We start from the raw sequence: 17,808 nt of genomic DNA, 5'->3' as shown, positions 1-17,808 counted from the left end.
CTGGCGATCGAGACTGGGCTGGGAGTTGGTTGCCAGTAGTGTATCAATTGAGCACGGCAGAATCAGCCTCAGAGCGAATTCTTTCTTCTACCAGCGCGAGAATACGGGCCACAATGGCTGTCACGCTATCGTTTGCGGTCACAGCTACCCGCACATCGGCCTGGGCATAGAGCGACTGGCGCTGGGCCAGTAGCGTAGTCAGTTTGCTGTCCCAGTCTTGCCCTTGCAGCAGTGGGCGGTCTAGGTCGCCCGCCAGTCGAGCTTGCAGAATAGCGGGGGGAACATCGAGCCACACCACAATGCCATGGTGCAAGTAGCTCCAGTTTTGCTGCTGGGTGACAATGCCGCCGCCGGTCGCGATCACCAGCCGCCGGTAAGTCGACAGTTCGGCCAGCACGCTAGTTTCGAGTTGGCGAAAGCCCGCCTCACCCTGGTGAGCGAAAATTTCTGTAATGGGTTGCCCGGCAGCCGCTTCTACCACCCCATCGGTATCAAAGAACTGGTAGCCCAGGGCCTGGGCTAGCTCAGCGCCAGTGCTGCTTTTGCCAGCGCCCATCATGCCGATGAGGTAGAGGTTGATACCGTTGAGGCGATCGTGCAGAGTCATGGGAAAGTCGGTAGGTGAGTTAAATGGGTGGGTGGGGTGCTTGTCTTAGACGGGGCTGTTCTCAAACTATCAAGGCGTCAGCGCATCATCGGCGTCCTCCCAATCATCATCCTCGGCATTGCTGTTGTCGGCCCAGGTCTCTGACGTAGCGGCGGCTTCGGCAGCAGGGGTGTAGGGGGGCACAATCACCCGGTAGTCGGCATCGACAACCCCATCTTCAGCCAACTCGGGTTCACCGAGAGGATTGTGGTCACTATCTTCACCGTCAGGGCTGTCGTTGTAACCGTCCCCGTAGACTGTGTCGTCTGGAGGAGCGTAAATATTGTCTACCTGTCCCTCGCTACCAGGGGATGGATTGTCTTCATTGCGGTAGCTGTAGGAATAGATCGACCCGTCTCGGTACACCCGACGAGGTGCTTGGGAAGCTTCAAAATCGCGGCTGGGGTCATTGGTTTCCCATCCCTGGCTAATGTCGTCAAGGCTGTCTTGCACCGGGCTAACGCCAGGAGCCCGATAGGGTCGATGCTCCATGTCGCCCCAGTCGTCGTCGAGGGCTTGCAGCGACTCGTTGACCCGCTGCTGCTGCTTGGCCTGCTGTTTGCTGCTGCTAAACCAGGTGGTGACGCTATCGACAAGGCCCGAGGCCGCCGCAGTTCCCGCAGGCCCTGCCGCAGTTTCGGGTTTGGGGGCTCGGCTGAGCGATTCCCAATCACTCCACTGACCGGGAGATTTGAGATTGGTCCAGTCTCGCCAGCTCGCATCCTCCTCGGCGGAGCCATTGCCCCGGTTAACGCCCGGCCCTGGCTCAGCGTAGGGGGGCGAATTGCGAGGGTAGCTACTGGCGGATGCGCTAGCGTTCGAGGCGGGCTCGGTCGGCTCGTAAAACGACTGGGGCCGATATTTATAGGCAGACGATCGCGGCCCCGAGCGAGCGCCTATGGCCCCCAGTAGCGCCGTGGTGATCAGCGTGGTGACGGCCCCCAGGGCGATCGCACTGACCAACCACACCCCCAGGGGCAATGCCAGGGTTCTACCCCCTAAAAAGACCAAAGGCAGGGCTGTTGCCAGGTTTTGTACCCCCAGCAACACCACCAATCCCAACCCCAGCAAGACCACAATCAGCCGCACGGTCGCCATAGGTCGTCCTAAAATACCGTCTTGCCCATCCTATCGCGGCGGCGGCGGGTATACGGGTTAGGTGTCAGGTGTCAGGTGTCAGGTGTCAGGTGTCAGGTGTCAGGTGTCAGGTGTTTTAGGTGTTAGGGGTCAGGCAGAACCATACACCCGATACCCGACACCTACTCATTTGGCGATAGATGCCCCTGCCAGCGATGCAGCGGTACACAGTCGATATCGAGCTGGTCGAGGGCACGGGCCACTACAAAATCAACCAGGTCTTCGATGGTTTGAGGCTGGTGGTACCACGCGGGAATTGCGGGCACAATGCGTGCCCCCGCCTCGGCCAAGGCGGTGAGGTTGCGCAGGTGAATCAGGCTGAAGGGGGTTTCGCGCGGCACGACCACCAGTTTGCGGCCTTCTTTTAACTGCACGTCGGCGGCCCGCTCAAGGAGGTCAGAACTCAGCCCAGCGGCCAGTCGCCCTACGGTACTCATGCTGCACGGTATCACCACCATGCCCACCGTCCGGTAGGAGCCGCTGGCAATGGTAGCCCCTACATCACCCCAGGGGTGGCAGCGCAGCTTACCGGCGGTGGGAACCCCTGCCTGGTCGCGCCAAAATTGCTCTTGCTTTTCAGGGTCGAGGGGCATATGAATGCCCGATTCGGCTTGCCACACCATTTGCGATGCTTTAGACGCCACCAGATCGATGACCCCACCGGCATTGAGCACATGTTTAAGGGTGTGCACAGCATAAATTAAGCCCGATGCCCCGGTGACTCCCACGATTAGGGGACGGGTAAAGGCGGGGGAGTCGGTGGCGGGCATAGGGGTGGATGGGTAGGTGGGTGGATGGATGGGTAGGTGGGTAATTAAAGGCGATCGCTCTGTTGTAACGCTGCTAAACGCCTTTGCCCTCCCCATCCTAGCGAGTCAGGGAAGTTGGAGCTAACCCATGGCCCCTATCCTCTGACCCATCCACCCTCTAACCCATCCACTCATCCACCCTCTCACTCATCCACCCCCTAACCCATTCACCCCCTAACCCATCTATCCCCTACTCACTCTCATCTCGCCCGTCGACTTGACCGTTGATAGGGTCGCCGTTGTCGTCTTCGCTGTAGTTGTTGTCTTCGTCTTCGGGAGCCTGGCTACCGCCACCGACGGCGACGAGATCAATTTGCTGGCGGTAGTAGTCAACGCTCTTGACCTGCACGTCAACTTGGTCGCCGAGGCGATACTGCTGGCGATTTTTGCGGCCCACGAGTTTCTGCTGACGAGCCCGGTACTCGTACCAGTCGTCCTTGAGGGAGCTGACGTGGACCAGCCCTTCGACTAGCAGTTCTTCGATCTCAACAAAGAACCCGTAGGACTGCACACCGGTAATCAGGCCGTGGAAGACCTCGCCGGTATGCGATCGCATAAACTCCGCTTTCTTCAGCCCTTCTAGGTCTGACTCTGCCTCCTGGGCTAACCGCTCTCGCTCGGTGAGGTGAATGGCAATACGGGGCAAGTCGTCCTCTAGCTCGTGCTGAATTTCTGGCGGCAGCACGTTCCAGTTGACCTGGCCGTGGCAAGAGCTGTGGCGCAGGTTGGCCGGGTCTTTAGAGCGGGTCGAGCGGCGATCGCGGCCCGACTCAAACACCGCGTGCAAAATCCGATGCACCAGCAAGTCGGCATAGCGCCGGGAGGGAGAGGTGAAATGGGTATAGCCATCGCTCAGGGCCAGACCAAAGTGCAGATCGGCGTGGGTGCTATAGAAAGCAGGCTGAATGGTTTCCAGCAGCAGATAGGTGAGAATTTTCTCGGCCCCGGAAGCGGCAAACTGCTCCACAAACCGCTGATAGTCTTTCGGTTGGGGGGTCGCTTCATCATCGAGGGTGAGCTGAATCTCCATGTTTTCGGCCAGCTTGACCAGCTCTTGCACATCGCTGGCATCGGGGGCGCGGTGGAGACGATAGATAGCGGGTACCCCCAGCGCTTTGAGCTGCTGGGCAATCAGCTGGTTGGCCAGCAGCATGCACTCGGTGACAATCTGGCGTGAGGGCAGGCTAGTGGCCGTGACCATCACCCCCAGCAGCCCTTCATCGTCGTACTGAAACTTGGGCGATCGGTAGTGGGCCAAGGGTTCGCCCGCATCGGCGGGAAAATCGTACTCGGGCAGGTTGAGCTCAAACGACCCCCGGTGCAGCCGCTGCCGCTTCATGGCCTGGCTCAGGTAGAGCAGATTGTCCATCAGGTCGTAGACGGGCTCTAGGGCCTTGATGGTCTTGGGCTTGATGCCCAGGCTCTGAATTAAATCAGAATTGTCGCGCTCTAGGATGGCCTGGGCTTCTTGGTAAGAAATCTGGTGATCGACCGTCACGACCGTAGGCTGTACCTCGTACTCCAGCACCGCGCCGGTGTCATCAAGGGTCACCAGCACCGACAGGGCCAGCCGGTCTTTGCCCGCCAGCAGTGACCCCAAGGGGCCAGAGAGCGGCGGCGGCAGCATGGGGATCACCTCATCGCCCAAGTAGACCGAGGTGCCCCGCTTGGCGGCCTCTTGATCGATGGCGGAGTGGGCGGCCACATAGTGAGAAATATCGGCAATGTGAATGCCCAACCGCCACTGGCCCTGGGCGGTACGCTCTAGGGTGAGAGCGTCGTCAATCACCTGGGCGTTGGGGCCATCAATGGCCACAGTGAGGGCGTCGCGCAGGTCGATGCGGTCTTTGAGATCGGCCTTGCGAACGCGGGTGGGTAGGTCTTGGGCGGCGGTCAGCACCGCCTCAGAAAATTTGCGGGGCAGATCGTGCTTGCAGTAGACAATGTCAATGTCGGCGGCTGCTTCAGCGTCGCTGCCTAGCACCTGGGCTACTCGGCCTTGGGGTGGGTGCTGCCCCAGGGGGTAACGGACAATTTCTACATGGGCTAGCTGATCGACAGCTTCGGCTAGGGAGCTACCATTTTCAATCAAAGCCAGCTCAAACAGCAGGCGATCGTCGAGGGGCACCGCGCGGTATTCCTCGGCCTCTTGCTTGACCCGAGCCAAGACCGAGGCATTGGCTCGCTCTAGAATTAGCTGCACTTCCCCTTCAGGACTGCGACGGCGGCTGCCTTCTTTGGTGACCTTGACCAGCACGCGATCGCCGTTCCAGGCCGTATTGAGCTGGCTTTCGCGCACGTAGATGTCGTCGGCCCCTTCTTCGTCTTGAATGGCAAAGCAAAATCCCTTGCTTGAGCAGCGCAGCTTACCCTCTACCACATCCTCGGCCAGGTTGCGGTGGTACTTGCCCCGTTCTTTGACCAGCACCCCTAGCCGCTCTAGGGCATCTACGGCAATTTGCAAGTCGCGCTGGCTGGCATTATCGTTGCAGTGCAGCTTTTTCTCGAGCGATTTGAGCGTGTGCGTTTTTTCTTTGGCGAAGCTGGCCAGTAGGGCTGCGATCGAGAGTTCCATGTAGCGAATGGTTCCTAAAACTATTCATGACTGGGGTGCCCTGGGCCAGGCTGTCTGCCTGCAAGAGCCAGGAGTGGACCGGTAAGGTGCTCTGCCGGTGGCAACGAGGCAGCATCCAACCGCTTCTGAGGTTGACGCTGGAGCTAAAACTAGCCCTGAACCGTTCTCCCAAGGGAGGTTCCAGGCTCCTAGTTTTGCCTATCAGCGATGGCCGCGCAAACAACCAGCACAGCCGACGCCCAAGTGTACCTGCTACAGCCGCAGATGAACTTAGCCCTGGGTGACAAGCCTGACCCCAGGCAGGCCCATAACCGAGGCCCTTCCAACGACAGGGGTACGCTATCTCCTACAGTTTCTCAGGAAACGGGACGCTGTCAAACCTTTTTGTCAATGGTAGGCAACGTTTTGTAAAGGGGGATGGGTGAAGGGGGATGGGTGTCAGGTTTCAGGTGTCAGGTTTTGGGTTGCAGGTGCCGGGTTTCAGGTTTCGGGTTTCAAGTTTCAGGTTCTGGGTTTGCGGCTTACGGCTCAGCCTTGCACCTTGCACCTTGCACCGTACACCCGCCTACCCATCCACCCATTCACCCATCCACCCATCCACCCGCCTACCCGTACACCCGCCTACGCCCTCTCACCCGTCACAATGTAAGCCACTCGCTTGCCAATGTTAGTGGCGTGGTCGGCGATGCGTTCTAGGTAGCGAATGGCTAGCACTAGCAGCACCGTCGGTTCAACTGAGCCGACGAGATTGGTCTGATTGGCTAGCAGGGCATAGAGATCGTCGTAGTCGGTGTCGATGGCGTCGTCTTTTTGTTTAATCTCTAGCCCCGATTCGGCATCGAGGTTAGAGACCGCTAGCAGGCACATGGCCACCATCGACCGACAGCGATCGAGCATGGTCTGTACCCGCCCCATGAGCGGCTGCACCGGATAAGGAAAGAGTTTGATCGCTACCTCGCCAATGTCTTCGGCGTAGTCACCAATGCGCTCTAGGTCGCGCACCATTTGCATAAACGCCCCAATCCGCCGCAGATCTTCAGGGTCCGGTGACTGAAGGGTAAACAGATGCATGCAGTCCAGCTCGATCTGACGGTAGAACTGATCGATTTGCTTGTCGTGGGTCTTAAGCTTTTGAGCCGCATCTAGATTGCGATCGCACAGGGCATCTCGGGCTAACACGCAGGAGTTCTCCACCAGCGCCCCCATCCGCAGCAGGTCACGCTGTACCCGCAGAATCTGCCGTTCAAAGTCGCCGCGCACTGGTTGAGTCCTATCTATATCAAGCATCGCTGAGGCATACCAAAGTAAAGGGGCAGCCGCTGGAGCACTTTAGCCTACCAGCCTAAGCCAATCAACTTCAAACTAGAACCCTGGCCTTACCCGCCTCAATCCCCGTTAAGCTCTGTAACAGTTAGGCTGGTCAGCCTCTCGAAAACCCCCATCTTAGTTAACAATCGGTTTAGATAAAACGCCTTATCTATAAGGTGTTTGTTATTGAGCGTTATTTACCCAGCCTTGAGGAGTATTTTTTTTATGCCCCTTTCTGACACTCAGATTTTTATAGCTTTGGCCGTAGCTCTGTTGCCAGGTATTATGGCCATCCGTCTATCTACTGAGCTTTACAAATAGGTAAAGGTGGGCGCTTTTTAGCGCCTCCCTGCCTTAATTCACATAGCAAAGGGGCTCGGGGAGGTATCCCTGGGCCCCTTTGTTGTGAACCCCTGACTTTGATGCCCTGACCTGAGCCCTAGAGGCTCATGGCAGGTTCATTTTTTACTGGGCCGAGGGCGCCAGAGTAAATTAGCCCTCGCCGAGTGTCGAGGGTGAGAATACTACCGTCACGGATGATCTCAGTTGCGTTTTTAACCCCCACAATTACCGGTACCCCCAGCCGTAGGCCGATGACTGCCGCATGACTAGTCGGGCTATCGTCTTCGGTGACAATGCCCCCAGCTCGGCGAATCACCTCCACAAAATCGGCGCTGGTACGGGGCACCACCAAAATTTCGCCGTCGTTAAAATCGTTGACCTCTAGGCTGTTGTGGGCGACTCGGGCGCGGCCACTGACCGAGGCTTCGCCAATGCCGTTGCCTCGCCCCAGCACCGCCGTCACCACATCAACCTTAATCAAATCGGTCGAGCCTGACACCCCTTGCAGCGTGCCCGCCGTCAGCACCACCAGGTCGCCGTCATTCAGCAGGCTTTTTTCTTGAGCGACGCTCATGGCCGCTTGAAAGGTCTGGTTGCTAGACGGTAGGTCGAGCACCAGCAGGGGCCGTACTCCCCACACCAGCTGAAGCTGCCGGGCCACGTGCACATGGGGGGTCACTGCCAAAATAGGTGTTTCAGGCCGATACTTTGACACGTTGCGGGCAGTAGCCCCGCTTTTGGTCAGCGTCATAATTGCGGCGGCATTGAGTTGCGATGCAATACGGCCTACCGCCTGGCTAATGGCATTGGGAATAGAGCGGGCACCACTGTCTTTGCGATCGCCCAGGGATAGCCCCTCTTGCTCGGTACATACCGCCACCTTAGCCATAGTAGCCACGGCCTCTACCGGAAACTTACCCACGGCGGTTTCGTTGGAAAGCATCACCGCATCGGTACCGTCGAGAATGGCGTTGGCAATGTCAGACACCTCTGCTCGGGTAGGGCGGGGGTTAGACACCATGCTGTCGAGCATTTGGGTTGCCGTAATCACCGGAATGCCCAGGGAGTTAGCCATGGCGATCAGGCGCTTTTGCAAAATTGGCACCTCCTCGGCGGGCAGTTCTACCCCTAGGTCGCCCCGCGCCACCATCACCCCATCGGACAGGGAGAGAATCGCCTCCATCTGCTCGATCGCTTCGTGCTTTTCGATCTTGACGATCACCGGCACAGTTTTGCCAGCGGCAGTAATGATTTCTTTGATTTCCAGCACGTCCTGAGGGTTGCGCACAAAGCTCAGGGCCACCCAGTCAACTCCCTGGTTGAGGCCAAACATCAGGTCTTCACGGTCTTTGTCGGTTAAGGCCTTAACCGAGAGGTAAACCCCAGGAAAGTTGACGCCTTTGTTGTTGGACAAGGTGCCGCCTACCACCACCCGGCAGTGCAGTTCTTGGGCCGCTAAATCTACCGACTCCACCTGCATTTCAACCTTGCCGTCATCCAGCAAAATGGTGGCTCCAGCGGGCACCTCTTGGGCCAGCTTGTCGTAGGTGACACAGGCACGCCCTTGGCTGCCCACAATGATCTCGCTCGTCAGCACAAAGGGATCGCCCTTCTCCAGCACAATCGAGCCCTGCTCAAATTTGCCCAGGCGAATTTTAGGCCCCTGGAGATCTTGCAGAATGCCGACCGGCTGGTTGAGTTCGAAGGAGATCTGGCGAATTAGCCGAATGCTCCGCTGATGGTCGTCGTGGCTACCGTGGGAAAAGTTGAGCCGTAGGGTAGTGGCCCCAGCTTCAATCAGCGATCGCAACACGTCAGGATCTTGAGTCGCGGGGCCGATGGTAGCCACAATTTTGGCGCGGCGGAGGGGGGTGCGCAGGGGCATAGACGACCTCTACTGAGAGTAAAACGCTACTAGCTGCAAACCTCAATAGGCTGATCAACCAGTAGCCATAAAGCACAGTGGATAGTAGCACGAATGGCGATGGGCTTGACGCGTTATCCTAAAACCAGCAGGAATTTCAGCGTTTTTACGGGTGATGGGCCGTAGACCGGCAGTTAAGGCGGCGATCGCTCTAGAACGGCCCTCAGCGTGCCCTCGGCACGTATAACCCCCGGGGCGTGTCACAAAACTTTATTAATCATGCGCCGTAACGTATACTACCGAAGGCACTGGTGTAGGAGCGATGCATCATGTCGGTGGCAGCTGAAGCCCTGACGATTCGAAAAACGGTTCCCCCTGAGTTACTGAAAACTGAGGGTGGTTTAAGTTTGAATACTCTCATGTTCATAGCCTCCGTAGGGCTAATTAGCTTATCGACGGTGGGCTATTTTTGCTGGCACTGGGCTGGCTGGTGCGTGTTTTTGATGAACGTTCTGTCTCTGCACCTGTCAGGGACGGTGATTCACGACGCTAGTCACAACTCGGCCCACCGCAACCGGGTGGTCAATGCCCTGTTAGGCCACGGTAGCGCCCTCATATTGGGCTTCTCGTTTCCGGTCTTTACGCGGGTGCACTTGCAGCACCACGCCCACGTCAACGATCCCGAAAACGATCCGGATCACTTTGTCTCGACGGGCGGTCCCCTGTGGCTGATTGCCGCCCGCTTTTTCTACCACGAGATTTATTTTTTCAAGCGCCGATTGTGGCGCAACTGGGAGCTGCTGGAGTGGTTCTTGGGTCGCTTTATAGTGGGCTTGTTAGTGTTTGTCGCCTGGCGGTTTGACTTTCTAGGCTATATCTTTAACTATTGGTTTTCGCCTGCGTTGGTTGTTGGTATTGCCCTAGGGTTATTTTTCGACTACCTGCCCCATCGGCCCTTTCAAGATCGCGATCGCTGGAAGAACGCCCGGGTCTATCCCAGCCCGATCCTCAACCTGCTGATTATGGGTCAGAACTATCACCTGGTGCATCACCTGTGGCCCTCGGTGCCCTGGTATAAGTATCAGCCCACCTATGAGGTCATGCGGCCCTTGCTCGATGAGAAGGGGTCTCCCCAGTCCCTGGGGCTGTTGCAAATGAAAGACTTCTTTGGCTTTCTCTACGACTTATTTTTAGGCATTCGCTTGAAAAAGCATTAGACCGGCTGGCCTGTCCACGCCACAGCAGTCCCCCGATTGAGCATCTCAATCGGGGGACTGCTGCATGTTATCGCTCTGCGTCACGCACCAAAGCTAACCCCGTCGGCGACGTTTAATAAGGGCTACCTACTGATGAGGGGAGCGTCCTTAACCCGTCACCACCAGGTCAGGTCGCAGATCGCGAGCTCCACGCAGGTAGACGTGCTGCACCTTAGCGTGGAGCACTGGTAGCTGCACATGCATGAGTATGCGAATGCAGTAGGGCAAACTTCCCTCAACGTGCATATGCTGCACGTCAAGCAGGGCGACATTGTCCCAGTGGGGCCTTTGCCGGGCGATCGCCGCTGGGAACACCGCATCTAGGTCGCGAGTCACTGAAAAGGTGGCGCTAATAATGCAGGTAGGGTCCAGATGGTTGCGTTCTTCAAGGGCATCTACCAGTTCTGTCACTGCCTCTCGCATAGCGTCTTCGGTATTTTCTGATACCGTCACTGCTCCTCGAATTGCCCACAATCGCCAGTCCACGCCGCAACCTCCAAATGTCATGCTTCAAAACCCCAGGTACCACTGCGAAGGGCCACTGGGGTAGAGAGTTGACTGCATTTTACCGCGTTCATCCTACCAGGCCAGTGATCTGCCCTTTGTCCTTTCGTGCCTCAGGGACGATAGAGCCAGAGCGGCAGGCCGCTAGTGGAGCGCTCAAACTCTAACCATTCTAGGGTGGCATTGAGGGCGGGCACCGCTAGGCCAGGGTAGGCTAAACCGGTGGCAGCGCCAACCATCTGGCTGTTGCCGGGTACTAGGCGGCGCAGCAGGGGCTTTTTCTCTTCAAAAGTGATGCACTCAGCCTTATCGGGGTCCAGCCCAGCTAGCTCTGCCGCCCAGAGTCGGGCGTCTTCTTCGCTGCCTAGGCGGTCTACTACGCCCAGTTGCACAGCCTGTTCACCGGTGAAAATGCGCCCGTCGGCAAAGCTGCGCACGGTGTCTTCGCTGAGGCGGCGGGCCTCAGCCACGGTTTTAACAAACTGGCCGTAGCTCACATCGATGAGTTCTTGCAGAATAGATTTCTCAGGGTCGGTCAGCTCGCGGTCAAAGGCGAGAATATCTTTGTAAGGGCCAGATTTGATCACCTTAAACGACACCCCCACCCGATCGAGCAGGCGCTCTAGGTTATTACCTCTCAAAATCACCCCAATGCTACCGGTGATCGTGCCGGGGTTGGCCATAATGTGGTCGGCCCCCATGCCGATGTAGACCCCGCCTGAGGCTGAAATATTGCCAAAGCTGGCCACAATTTTGAGCTTGTCTTTGAGCCGTTTGAGGGCGGTGTAGATTTCTTGAGAATCCCCCACAGTGCCACCGGGGCTGTCAATGCGCAGGAGCAGCGCTGGAAACCGCCTTTCCTCAATTTCTTTGAGCGCTTCAAGGATGCGCTTACGGGCCGCTGCGGCGATCACGCCATTGACTTCAATGCGGGCAATCGATCTACGTGAACGGGGAGAAAACGGCCAGACCATAGGGTGCAAACAGTTGTAAATGGTAGACAGCCTGGCATGGCCAAGGCTGCGCTCTATTGTAGCCAATCTAACTGTAGCCAAAAAAACACCGCGCCAGCTTGGGGTGCAGTAGCGTTTAGGCTGGCGAGTCATGACGACCCTTAACGCGGCACCCGACCTCGAACTGCGTTAACATTCGTTAAGAAAGTCTGCGGCCCAGCGGTCGCGATCGCATTTTTTCCTATGAATTCTACCCCTGCTCCTCAGACCCTCGCCCGCAACCCGCTGGTGCTGATCGCTCCTTTTTTTCTGTGGGGCACCGCCATGGTCGCAATGAAGGGGGCCATGCCCCACACCGCCCCATTTTTTATGGCTGGGATGCGGTTAGTGCCCGCTGGATTGCTGGTGCTGTTAGTCGGGTTAGGTCTAGGGAGACCTCAGGCCATTGGTCGCCAGGGCTGGCTGTGGATCGCGCTATTTGCCCTGGTGGATGGGACGTTGTTTCAAGGATTTTTAGCGGCAGGGTTGCAGCGCACTGGGGCCGGGCTCGGGTCAGTGATGATTGACTCCCAGCCCTTAGCTGTAGCCGTCATGGCGCGGGGCCTGTTTGGTGAACACATTGGTGCCCTCGGTTGGATTGGCCTACTGTGGGGAATTGCAGGCATTAGCTTACTCGGTCTGCCCGACGAGTGGATCTTATCGTTACTCCACGGTGACACCGCCTGGCTGACCGGGGGCACAGCCCTCAACACCCTGCTCCAGGGGGGAGAATGGTTGATGCTGCTGGCGGCCTTATCGATGGCTACAGGTACCATTTTGATTCGCTATGTCTGCCAGTATGTAGACCCTGTGGTGGCGACGGGGTGGCATATGGTGCTAGGCGGGCTGCCGCTGTTTGGGCTCTCGTCCCTGGCAGAGGTGCAGCCCTGGCAAGGATTGACGGGGCTAGACTGGGCTGCGATCGCCTATTCCACCATCTTTGGTAGCGCCCTCGCCTACGGTATTTTCTTTTTTCTCGCCGCCCAGGGCAATCTCACGAGCCTCAGCGCCCTCACCTTTCTCACGCCGGTTTTTGCCCTGCTGTTTGGCAATCTATTTTTGAGTGAAACCCTAAGCTCGTTACAGTGGATTGGGGTGGGCTTTACTCTAGTTAGCATTTATCTGATTAACCAGCGCGAGGCGCTGACCCAGACGCTGCGGCAGTGGGTGCTGTCCTATGAAGCTGGACCCGTAGCTAAGGGCACCCCGGCAAAGCCGGATTAGTCTAAAAAGCTCGAACCCGGTAGCCAATGGTAAAACACTTTCGGTGGGAGAAGCCCGCACCGTATGCTTGCATCGGTGTCGTGAGTGCGTCACGTTGGGGTAAGCAACGCTCCTTGGTCCACGGGCTTAGCCCCAACTGAACCACCCTTCTCGTCATCACGCTCTCTTCCCCACTTCTACCCAGCCTTTCCCGCTCTATGCCCTCTTCCCTCCGCCTGCTCTTGATCTCAACCCCTGTCGGCCCATTGGGGTCTGGTCTGGGGGGTGGGGTCGAACTTACCCTGATCAACGTTGTTCAGGGGCTCAGGGCACGAGGGCACCAGGTGACCGTGCTGGCCCCCGAGGGGTCTCAATTAGGGACCGTCCCCATCGTTCAAATCCCTGGTCAGCTTCAACCCACGGCCCATACCCAGGGGCGCAACACCCCGATCACGATTCCCGACAATAGTGTGTTGGGCAATATGTGGCGCTATGCCCAACGGCAGCAAGACCAGTTTGATGTGATCGTCAACTTCGCCTACGACTGGTTGCCGTTTTATCTGACAGAATTTTTCTGTACTCCAGTCGCTCACTTTGTCACCATGGGGTCTCTCAGCGACGCCATGGATGGGGCCATTGACCAAGTAGCTCAGGACTACCCCAACCGTCTGGGGGCCTATACCCGCACCCAGGCCGAAACCTTTGGCGTTGCCGATGCTTTCGCAATCCTCAGCAGTGCTATCGATTTAGACCTGTACGACTTCTGTGCTTCCCCAGGTAATGCTCTAGCTTGGCTGGGTCGCATCTCTCCCGAAAAGGGCCTAGAAGACGCCCTAGAGGCCGCAGCTATGGCCCAGGCACCGCTCAAAATCCTCGGCAAACTAGAGGATGCCGACTACTGGCATCGACTCTGCGATCGCTTTCCCGGTGCTGCTGACTGCTACCTGGGCTTTCTGCCGACCCATGAGCTTCAGCAGGTCTTGCGCCAGTGCCGTGCCCTGGTGATGACTCCACGCTGGGTTGAGGCCTTTGGCAATGTGGCGATCGAAGCCCTGGCCTGCGGCGTGCCGGTCATTGCCTATGCCAGGGGCGGCCCCGCTGAAATTGTGCAGTCGGGCAAGACCGGTTGGCTAGTGCCACCCGACGATGTGCAGGGGCTGGTGGATGCGATCGCCGCCATTGACCGTCTCGATCGCCGCGCCTGCCGCCTTCAAGCCGAAACAGACTATTCCCTAGAGGCCCTTGCCATCCGCTTCGAGCAATGGTTTTACACCATCCTCTCGACTCGTTAACTCAACCCAAACGCGAGTTAAGCAGAGCCGATAGCCATCTATAGCCATAGTCACCTGGGTTAGAACATCTAGACCCCTTAAGAACGTTCGAACGTTCAAACGTTTACTGAGCCTGGGGCATCGAGGCTTGCTGCTGCTGCGCTAGCCGCTGAAAATCTTGCTGAAGCGCCTGGCGCAAAGACTTGTTGTAAGGATCAACCCGCCAGGCTTTTTTCAAGCAGGCTTCGGCCTTACTGAAATTATGGTGATTGAGTAAGTCGTGGCCCCAGCGATAGTAAGTGAGCGCATGCCACTGGCGAATTTCAGGATCTTCTGGGAATCGCTGCACCAGCCCCTCTACCAAAGCCACTGCTCGGGGAAAGCGTTGTTCTTGGAAGAAACCTCGCAGGTGCTTAAAGCTATTGACTTTTAGAGTTTGGTCAACCTCCGACCCGCCTGGAGTTGGGCTTAGGGTCAGTTCAATTTCTTCCGCAGGTGGTGGTGGAGCGGCTTGAGAAGGCTCAGCCCGGGGCGATCGGGGTGTCTGGGGTCGAGGTGCCGTGCTAGGGGAATTCTGGGTCGATCTAACCGCAGCAGGGGACGCTGGAGAAGCCGCTACCCCATCCGTAGGCAACGCGTTGGCCAGAGCCTTATAAGCCTGCGTAACCTGAATAAATTTTTCCTTGGCCAGTTGGTCCCCAGGGTTCACATCCGGGTGATATAGCCGAGCTAAATTACGATAGGCCAGCTTAACATTGTCAAAGCTGGCCCCAGTTCTTAGCCCCAATATGCGGTAGTAGTGCGCCAGCGCCATGTTCGCTAACTTTGTAGAAGAGGTACGTGTGTTGCCCCTATTCTGCCAACTTTGGGCGGAAATGGCGCAGCGAATTAAACCACAGCAGGCGTGGGGGTAGCCAAATCTTGGGTTCGCTCTTCAATTACCCGGTCGATCAAGCCATAGGCCACAGCCTCTTCCGCCGACATGAAGTAGTCACGGTCAGTGTCTTTTTGAATTTGGTCAATAGAGCGACCGGTGTGACGGGCCATCATCTCGTTGAGCTCTTGGCGAACCCGTAGAATCTCTTTGGCCTCAATGGCAATGTCACTGGCTTGAAGACGCTGGCGTCCGGTGCCACCCATGGGCTGGTGAATCATGATGCGCGAGTGAGGCAAGGCCACTCGCTTGCCGTGGCTACCGGCTGCCAGTAGAAAGGCCCCCATGGAGGCCGCCAACCCTAAACAAATTGTCACTACATCAGACTTGATGTACTGCATGGTGTCGTAGATTGCCATACCCGCCGTCACCGACCCGCCAGGGGAGTTGATGTAGAGGTAAATAGGCTTGGTGTTATCGTCAGAGTCAAGGTACAGCATGGCGGCCACAATGGAATTGGCCAGGGTATCAGTGACCTCTTGCCCCAGAAAAATAATTCGCTCCTGGTTCAAACGGGTATAAATATCAACCCACTGGGAGTACTGGCTACCAGGCAAACGATAGGGAACCTTGGGAGTGCCGATGGGCATAGTGCTCTTGCAACCTAAAATAAAACAACAGTCGTGGAAGAGTCTTAGATTGGCCCTAAAGGCCATCATCACCATGGACGCTGTGATAGCGGGATGAGGCTAAACCCCAACTCCAGCCGGCTGAGGTAGCTCTTTGCGGCTAGCCAGCACCCGGTCAATAATGCCGTATTCCTTAGCTTCCTCTGGGTTCATGTAGAACATCCGGTCAGAATCGCGCATTACCTGGTCTCTGGTTTTGCCGGTGCTCTTGGCCAAAATATCCATCATCGAACGCTTGTTGTCGAGCACTTCTTTGGCCCGAATTTCGATGTCGGTTGCTTGGCCCTGGGCTCCACTGCGAGGCTGATTGAGCACAATCCGCGCGTGGGGCAAGCTAGCCCGGTAGCCCTTTGTGCCGGCGGCTAAAATCACGGCGGCAGAGCCCATCGCTTGGCCCAGGCAAATGGTGTGCACTGGCGGCTTGATGTAGTTCATGGTGTCGCAGATGGCAAAGGCTTCGGTGTCGTAGCCAATCATGTTGCCGTCGTACCAGGAAGTGCCAGTGGAATTGATATAGAAATAAATGGGTTTGTCGGGGTCATCGAACTGCAAGAAGAGCAGCTGAGCAATGATCAGCTCGGTGACGTCAATACCCACCTGCTGCTTAACGTCATCCCCCGAGAACAGAGGAAGGCCCAGATAGACAATCCGCTCCTTGAGCAGCAGGGAGGGTAGATCTGGGGGCGGCGTGCGGTACATCGCATCGCCATACGGTGCCTGCACGGCTTTTATCTCTAAACTCATAGACCGAAGACGCCCAAATACGGGTTTTTAACAGTGTAACGCGGGATAGAGCTGGGTTCTACGCTGCGTCCAAGACGGATATCCCCACCTGAATCCTTTTTCTCAGCTAGCGGGCTTACGGCTATAGCCTCAATGCTTCAATCCTAGGGAGCAGCCTTAGGCTCAGGTAGCTCCTTCTTTAAGATATGTTTACAATTTAAGCAAACATAGTTCTATCCAACCCCCATGCTGCTTCAGCCCGATCAACGTACTAAGCTAGACGATGCCAGCGATACCTATTTTTACGATGTGCCCCGCCTTGTTACCCATGTAGATGAGGGGTTCATTCAGCAGCTGACAGATTTATATCGCCAGCGGTTGACCCCCGGTAGCCGCCTTTTCGACATGATGAGCAGTTGGGTTTCGCACTTGCCAGCGGAGTTGCCCTTTGAGCACATTGAAGGGCACGGCATGAATGCTGAGGAGTTAGCTAAAAACCCCCGCCTCGACCACTACTTTGTGCAAAACCTGAACGAAAACCCTCAGCTGCCTCTCGAGGATGCCTCCTTTGATGCGGTGCTCAATACTGTATCAGTGCAATATCTTCAGCAGCCTGAGGTGGTATTTGCTGAGATCTATCGCGTTCTTAAACCGGGCGGCATTGCCATTGTCAGTTTCTCGAACCGGATGTTTTATCAAAAGGCGATCGCCGCCTGGCGCGACGGTAGTGAAACTCGCCGAGTCAATTTGGTTAAGAGCTATTTTGGCGCAGTGCCAGGCTTTGGCACCCCAGAGGTGATTGCTCACACTCCCAATGTCCCCGCTATTTTGCAAATGCTCGGTATGCCCGGCGGCGACCCCTTCTACGCCGTGATCGCCGAACGCATGCAGCCCTTGACGCAGCCCTGAAATTTGGATTGATGGATTTACTGCCTACGCGGAAATGACGCCGGGACGTTATTGGTTTGCAGATTTCTTAGTCTGCTAGTCCAGGGTCGGTCGGAACGTTTTAATCAGCAAATAGGGCCGTAGTGCGATCGCTAATTGCCCGCAAGTTTCTGCTCAAGTCGTTCCGAATATGCCGCTCAATTAGACCAACTGGCATGGCCCGAGGGGGACGAATCACTAAGTCATAGCCCAGGCGAACCAGAGGCTCTGGAGTATCTGCGACCGGCTCTAGGGTCCATTTGCCCTCAAATTGGCGAAAATCGCCTTCTACCATCGAGAAGCGCAGTTCTTTTGGGAACGTCTCAACCATATCAAGTACTACGCGGGCACAAACCTTGATGTTGAGAAAACATTGGGAGCCGATCTGCTCTAGCCGAATGCCGCCATCGGGGTGGCTGAGTCGTTGGCTACAGGCAAGGTTGGGAATAAAGCTTGCCAGGTTGTCGTAATCGGTGAGTACCTGCCACACCTGATCGACTGTGGCTGGAATTTGCGTAAACGCCAAAATTCGTCGCTGCTGGCCCTCCAGCTTTTCGGTTTGAACGCTCACTCCAGACTCTAGCGCCAGGGCACCCGACCCCAGATCGCCAGCAAAAACTTCAGCGTCCAGGGGCGCTGCCTCAAAATTTGTTGGGTTGGGAGGATTTGCAGTCATGGGTTAAAACCA

17 protein-coding genes are annotated in these 17,808 nt (G+C 56.7%); 5 read left to right on the top strand and 12 right to left on the bottom strand.

From position 1 onward, the window contains the following. Positions 1-43 precede the first annotated feature (43 nt). The 5 genes from RRF56_RS09230 to phoU all read right to left on the bottom strand — a co-directional run bounded on the left by RRF56_RS09230 (position 44) and on the right by phoU (position 6,454). Positions 44-607: a shikimate kinase gene (locus RRF56_RS09230; protein ID WP_317037346.1), complete on the bottom strand. Its 564-nt coding sequence runs from the start codon at positions 605-607 to the stop codon at positions 44-46. Between the two features lie 69 nt (positions 608-676). Beyond that, positions 677-1,744 carry a hypothetical protein gene (locus RRF56_RS09225; protein WP_317037345.1) on the bottom strand — a complete coding sequence of 356 codons (1,068 nt, stop codon included), beginning with the start codon at positions 1,742-1,744 and terminating at the stop codon, positions 677-679. A 161-nt stretch (positions 1,745-1,905) separates the two neighbouring features. After that, positions 1,906-2,553 (bottom strand): flavin prenyltransferase UbiX, encoded by a 648-nt coding sequence (locus RRF56_RS09220; protein WP_317037344.1) that lies wholly within the window; start codon positions 2,551-2,553, stop codon positions 1,906-1,908. A gap of 229 nt (positions 2,554-2,782) precedes the next feature. Next, positions 2,783-5,167 carry a ribonuclease R gene (locus RRF56_RS09215; RefSeq protein ID WP_317037343.1) on the bottom strand — a complete coding sequence of 795 codons (2,385 nt, stop codon included), beginning with the start codon at positions 5,165-5,167 and terminating at the stop codon, positions 2,783-2,785. Positions 5,168-5,788: 621 nt separating this feature from the next. Then, a complete protein-coding gene (gene phoU, locus RRF56_RS09210; protein WP_317037342.1) occupies positions 5,789-6,454 on the bottom strand; it encodes a phosphate signaling complex protein PhoU in 666 nt (221 codons plus the stop codon). 246 nt (positions 6,455-6,700) lie between these two features. Here phoU and psaM point away from each other — a divergent pair, with 246 nt between their 5' ends. After that, the gene (psaM, locus tag RRF56_RS09205) at positions 6,701-6,796 is read left to right on the top strand and encodes a photosystem I reaction center subunit XII (RefSeq protein WP_317037341.1); all 96 of its coding nucleotides are present in this window, start codon (positions 6,701-6,703) and stop codon (positions 6,794-6,796) included. A gap of 118 nt (positions 6,797-6,914) precedes the next feature. Here the strand turns inward: psaM and pyk are convergent, their stop codons facing one another. Further along, a complete protein-coding gene (pyk, locus tag RRF56_RS09200) occupies positions 6,915-8,702 on the bottom strand; it encodes a pyruvate kinase (protein ID WP_317037340.1) in 1,788 nt (595 codons plus the stop codon). Between the two features lie 308 nt (positions 8,703-9,010). On the opposite strand from pyk, the gene crtR reads away from it, so the two are divergent. Beyond that, entirely contained in the window at positions 9,011-9,898 is an 888-nt protein-coding gene (gene crtR / locus RRF56_RS09195; RefSeq protein WP_317037339.1) for a beta-carotene hydroxylase, read from the top strand. 147 nt (positions 9,899-10,045) lie between these two features. Here the strand turns inward: crtR and aroH are convergent, their stop codons facing one another. Then, on the bottom strand, positions 10,046-10,444 hold the full coding sequence (gene aroH, locus RRF56_RS09190; RefSeq protein ID WP_410510554.1) for a chorismate mutase: 399 nt from the start codon (positions 10,442-10,444) through the stop codon (positions 10,046-10,048). Between the two features lie 110 nt (positions 10,445-10,554). After that, on the bottom strand, positions 10,555-11,415 hold the full coding sequence (sppA, locus tag RRF56_RS09185) for a signal peptide peptidase SppA (protein ID WP_317037337.1): 861 nt from the start codon (positions 11,413-11,415) through the stop codon (positions 10,555-10,557). A 222-nt stretch (positions 11,416-11,637) separates the two neighbouring features. On the opposite strand from sppA, the gene RRF56_RS09180 reads away from it, so the two are divergent. After that, positions 11,638-12,657, top strand: a complete 1,020-nt coding sequence (locus RRF56_RS09180) for a DMT family transporter (RefSeq protein WP_317037336.1) — start codon at positions 11,638-11,640, stop codon at positions 12,655-12,657. Between the two features lie 197 nt (positions 12,658-12,854). Continuing rightward, positions 12,855-13,928, top strand: a complete 1,074-nt coding sequence (locus tag RRF56_RS09175; RefSeq protein WP_317037335.1) for a glycosyltransferase family 4 protein — start codon at positions 12,855-12,857, stop codon at positions 13,926-13,928. Positions 13,929-14,031: 103 nt separating this feature from the next. Here the strand turns inward: RRF56_RS09175 and RRF56_RS09170 are convergent, their stop codons facing one another. From RRF56_RS09170 to RRF56_RS09160, 3 genes are all read right to left on the bottom strand, one after another. Further along, a complete protein-coding gene (locus tag RRF56_RS09170) occupies positions 14,032-14,721 on the bottom strand; it encodes a DnaJ domain-containing protein (protein WP_317037334.1) in 690 nt (229 codons plus the stop codon). A 74-nt stretch (positions 14,722-14,795) separates the two neighbouring features. After that, positions 14,796-15,431, bottom strand: a complete 636-nt coding sequence (locus tag RRF56_RS09165) for an ATP-dependent Clp protease proteolytic subunit (protein WP_317037333.1) — start codon at positions 15,429-15,431, stop codon at positions 14,796-14,798. 99 nt (positions 15,432-15,530) lie between these two features. Then, positions 15,531-16,214, bottom strand: coding sequence for an ATP-dependent Clp protease proteolytic subunit (locus RRF56_RS09160; protein ID WP_317037332.1), 684 nt, complete (start codon positions 16,212-16,214; stop codon positions 15,531-15,533). A 225-nt stretch (positions 16,215-16,439) separates the two neighbouring features. On the opposite strand from RRF56_RS09160, the gene RRF56_RS09155 reads away from it, so the two are divergent. Then, positions 16,440-17,102 carry a class I SAM-dependent methyltransferase gene (locus RRF56_RS09155; protein ID WP_317037331.1) on the top strand — a complete coding sequence of 221 codons (663 nt, stop codon included), beginning with the start codon at positions 16,440-16,442 and terminating at the stop codon, positions 17,100-17,102. Between the two features lie 100 nt (positions 17,103-17,202). Here RRF56_RS09155 and RRF56_RS09150 read toward each other — a convergent pair whose 3' ends face one another. Further along, positions 17,203-17,796, bottom strand: a complete 594-nt coding sequence (locus RRF56_RS09150) for an SRPBCC family protein (RefSeq protein ID WP_317037330.1) — start codon at positions 17,794-17,796, stop codon at positions 17,203-17,205. Positions 17,797-17,808 lie beyond the last annotated feature (12 nt).

Origin of the sequence: Nodosilinea sp. E11 (assembly GCF_032813545.1) — a bacterium.
Taxonomy (GTDB): domain Bacteria; phylum Cyanobacteriota; class Cyanobacteriia; order Phormidesmidales; family Phormidesmidaceae; genus Nodosilinea.
Note: the sequence above shows the minus strand (reverse complement) of the source record. Positions and strands in the feature narration are given on the sequence as shown.

Coding starts and splice junctions, on each gene's coding strand:
- RRF56_RS09230 (WP_317037346.1), bottom strand. CDS start 607: ATGACTCTGCACGATCGCCTCAACGGTATCAACCTCTACCTCATCGGC.
- RRF56_RS09225 (WP_317037345.1), bottom strand. CDS start 1,744: ATGGCGACCGTGCGGCTGATTGTGGTCTTGCTGGGGTTGGGATTGGTG.
- RRF56_RS09220 (WP_317037344.1), bottom strand. CDS start 2,553: ATGCCCGCCACCGACTCCCCCGCCTTTACCCGTCCCCTAATCGTGGGA.
- RRF56_RS09215 (WP_317037343.1), bottom strand. CDS start 5,167: ATGGAACTCTCGATCGCAGCCCTACTGGCCAGCTTCGCCAAAGAAAAA.
- phoU (WP_317037342.1), bottom strand. CDS start 6,454: ATGCTTGATATAGATAGGACTCAACCAGTGCGCGGCGACTTTGAACGG.
- psaM (WP_317037341.1), top strand. CDS start 6,701: ATGCCCCTTTCTGACACTCAGATTTTTATAGCTTTGGCCGTAGCTCTG.
- pyk (WP_317037340.1), bottom strand. CDS start 8,702: ATGCCCCTGCGCACCCCCCTCCGCCGCGCCAAAATTGTGGCTACCATC.
- crtR (WP_317037339.1), top strand. CDS start 9,011: ATGTCGGTGGCAGCTGAAGCCCTGACGATTCGAAAAACGGTTCCCCCT.
- aroH (WP_410510554.1), bottom strand. CDS start 10,444: ATGACATTTGGAGGTTGCGGCGTGGACTGGCGATTGTGGGCAATTCGA.
- sppA (WP_317037337.1), bottom strand. CDS start 11,415: ATGGTCTGGCCGTTTTCTCCCCGTTCACGTAGATCGATTGCCCGCATT.
- RRF56_RS09180 (WP_317037336.1), top strand. CDS start 11,638: ATGAATTCTACCCCTGCTCCTCAGACCCTCGCCCGCAACCCGCTGGTG.
- RRF56_RS09175 (WP_317037335.1), top strand. CDS start 12,855: ATGCCCTCTTCCCTCCGCCTGCTCTTGATCTCAACCCCTGTCGGCCCA.
- RRF56_RS09170 (WP_317037334.1), bottom strand. CDS start 14,721: ATGGCGCTGGCGCACTACTACCGCATATTGGGGCTAAGAACTGGGGCC.
- RRF56_RS09165 (WP_317037333.1), bottom strand. CDS start 15,431: ATGCCCATCGGCACTCCCAAGGTTCCCTATCGTTTGCCTGGTAGCCAG.
- RRF56_RS09160 (WP_317037332.1), bottom strand. CDS start 16,214: ATGAGTTTAGAGATAAAAGCCGTGCAGGCACCGTATGGCGATGCGATG.
- RRF56_RS09155 (WP_317037331.1), top strand. CDS start 16,440: ATGCTGCTTCAGCCCGATCAACGTACTAAGCTAGACGATGCCAGCGAT.
- RRF56_RS09150 (WP_317037330.1), bottom strand. CDS start 17,796: ATGACTGCAAATCCTCCCAACCCAACAAATTTTGAGGCAGCGCCCCTG.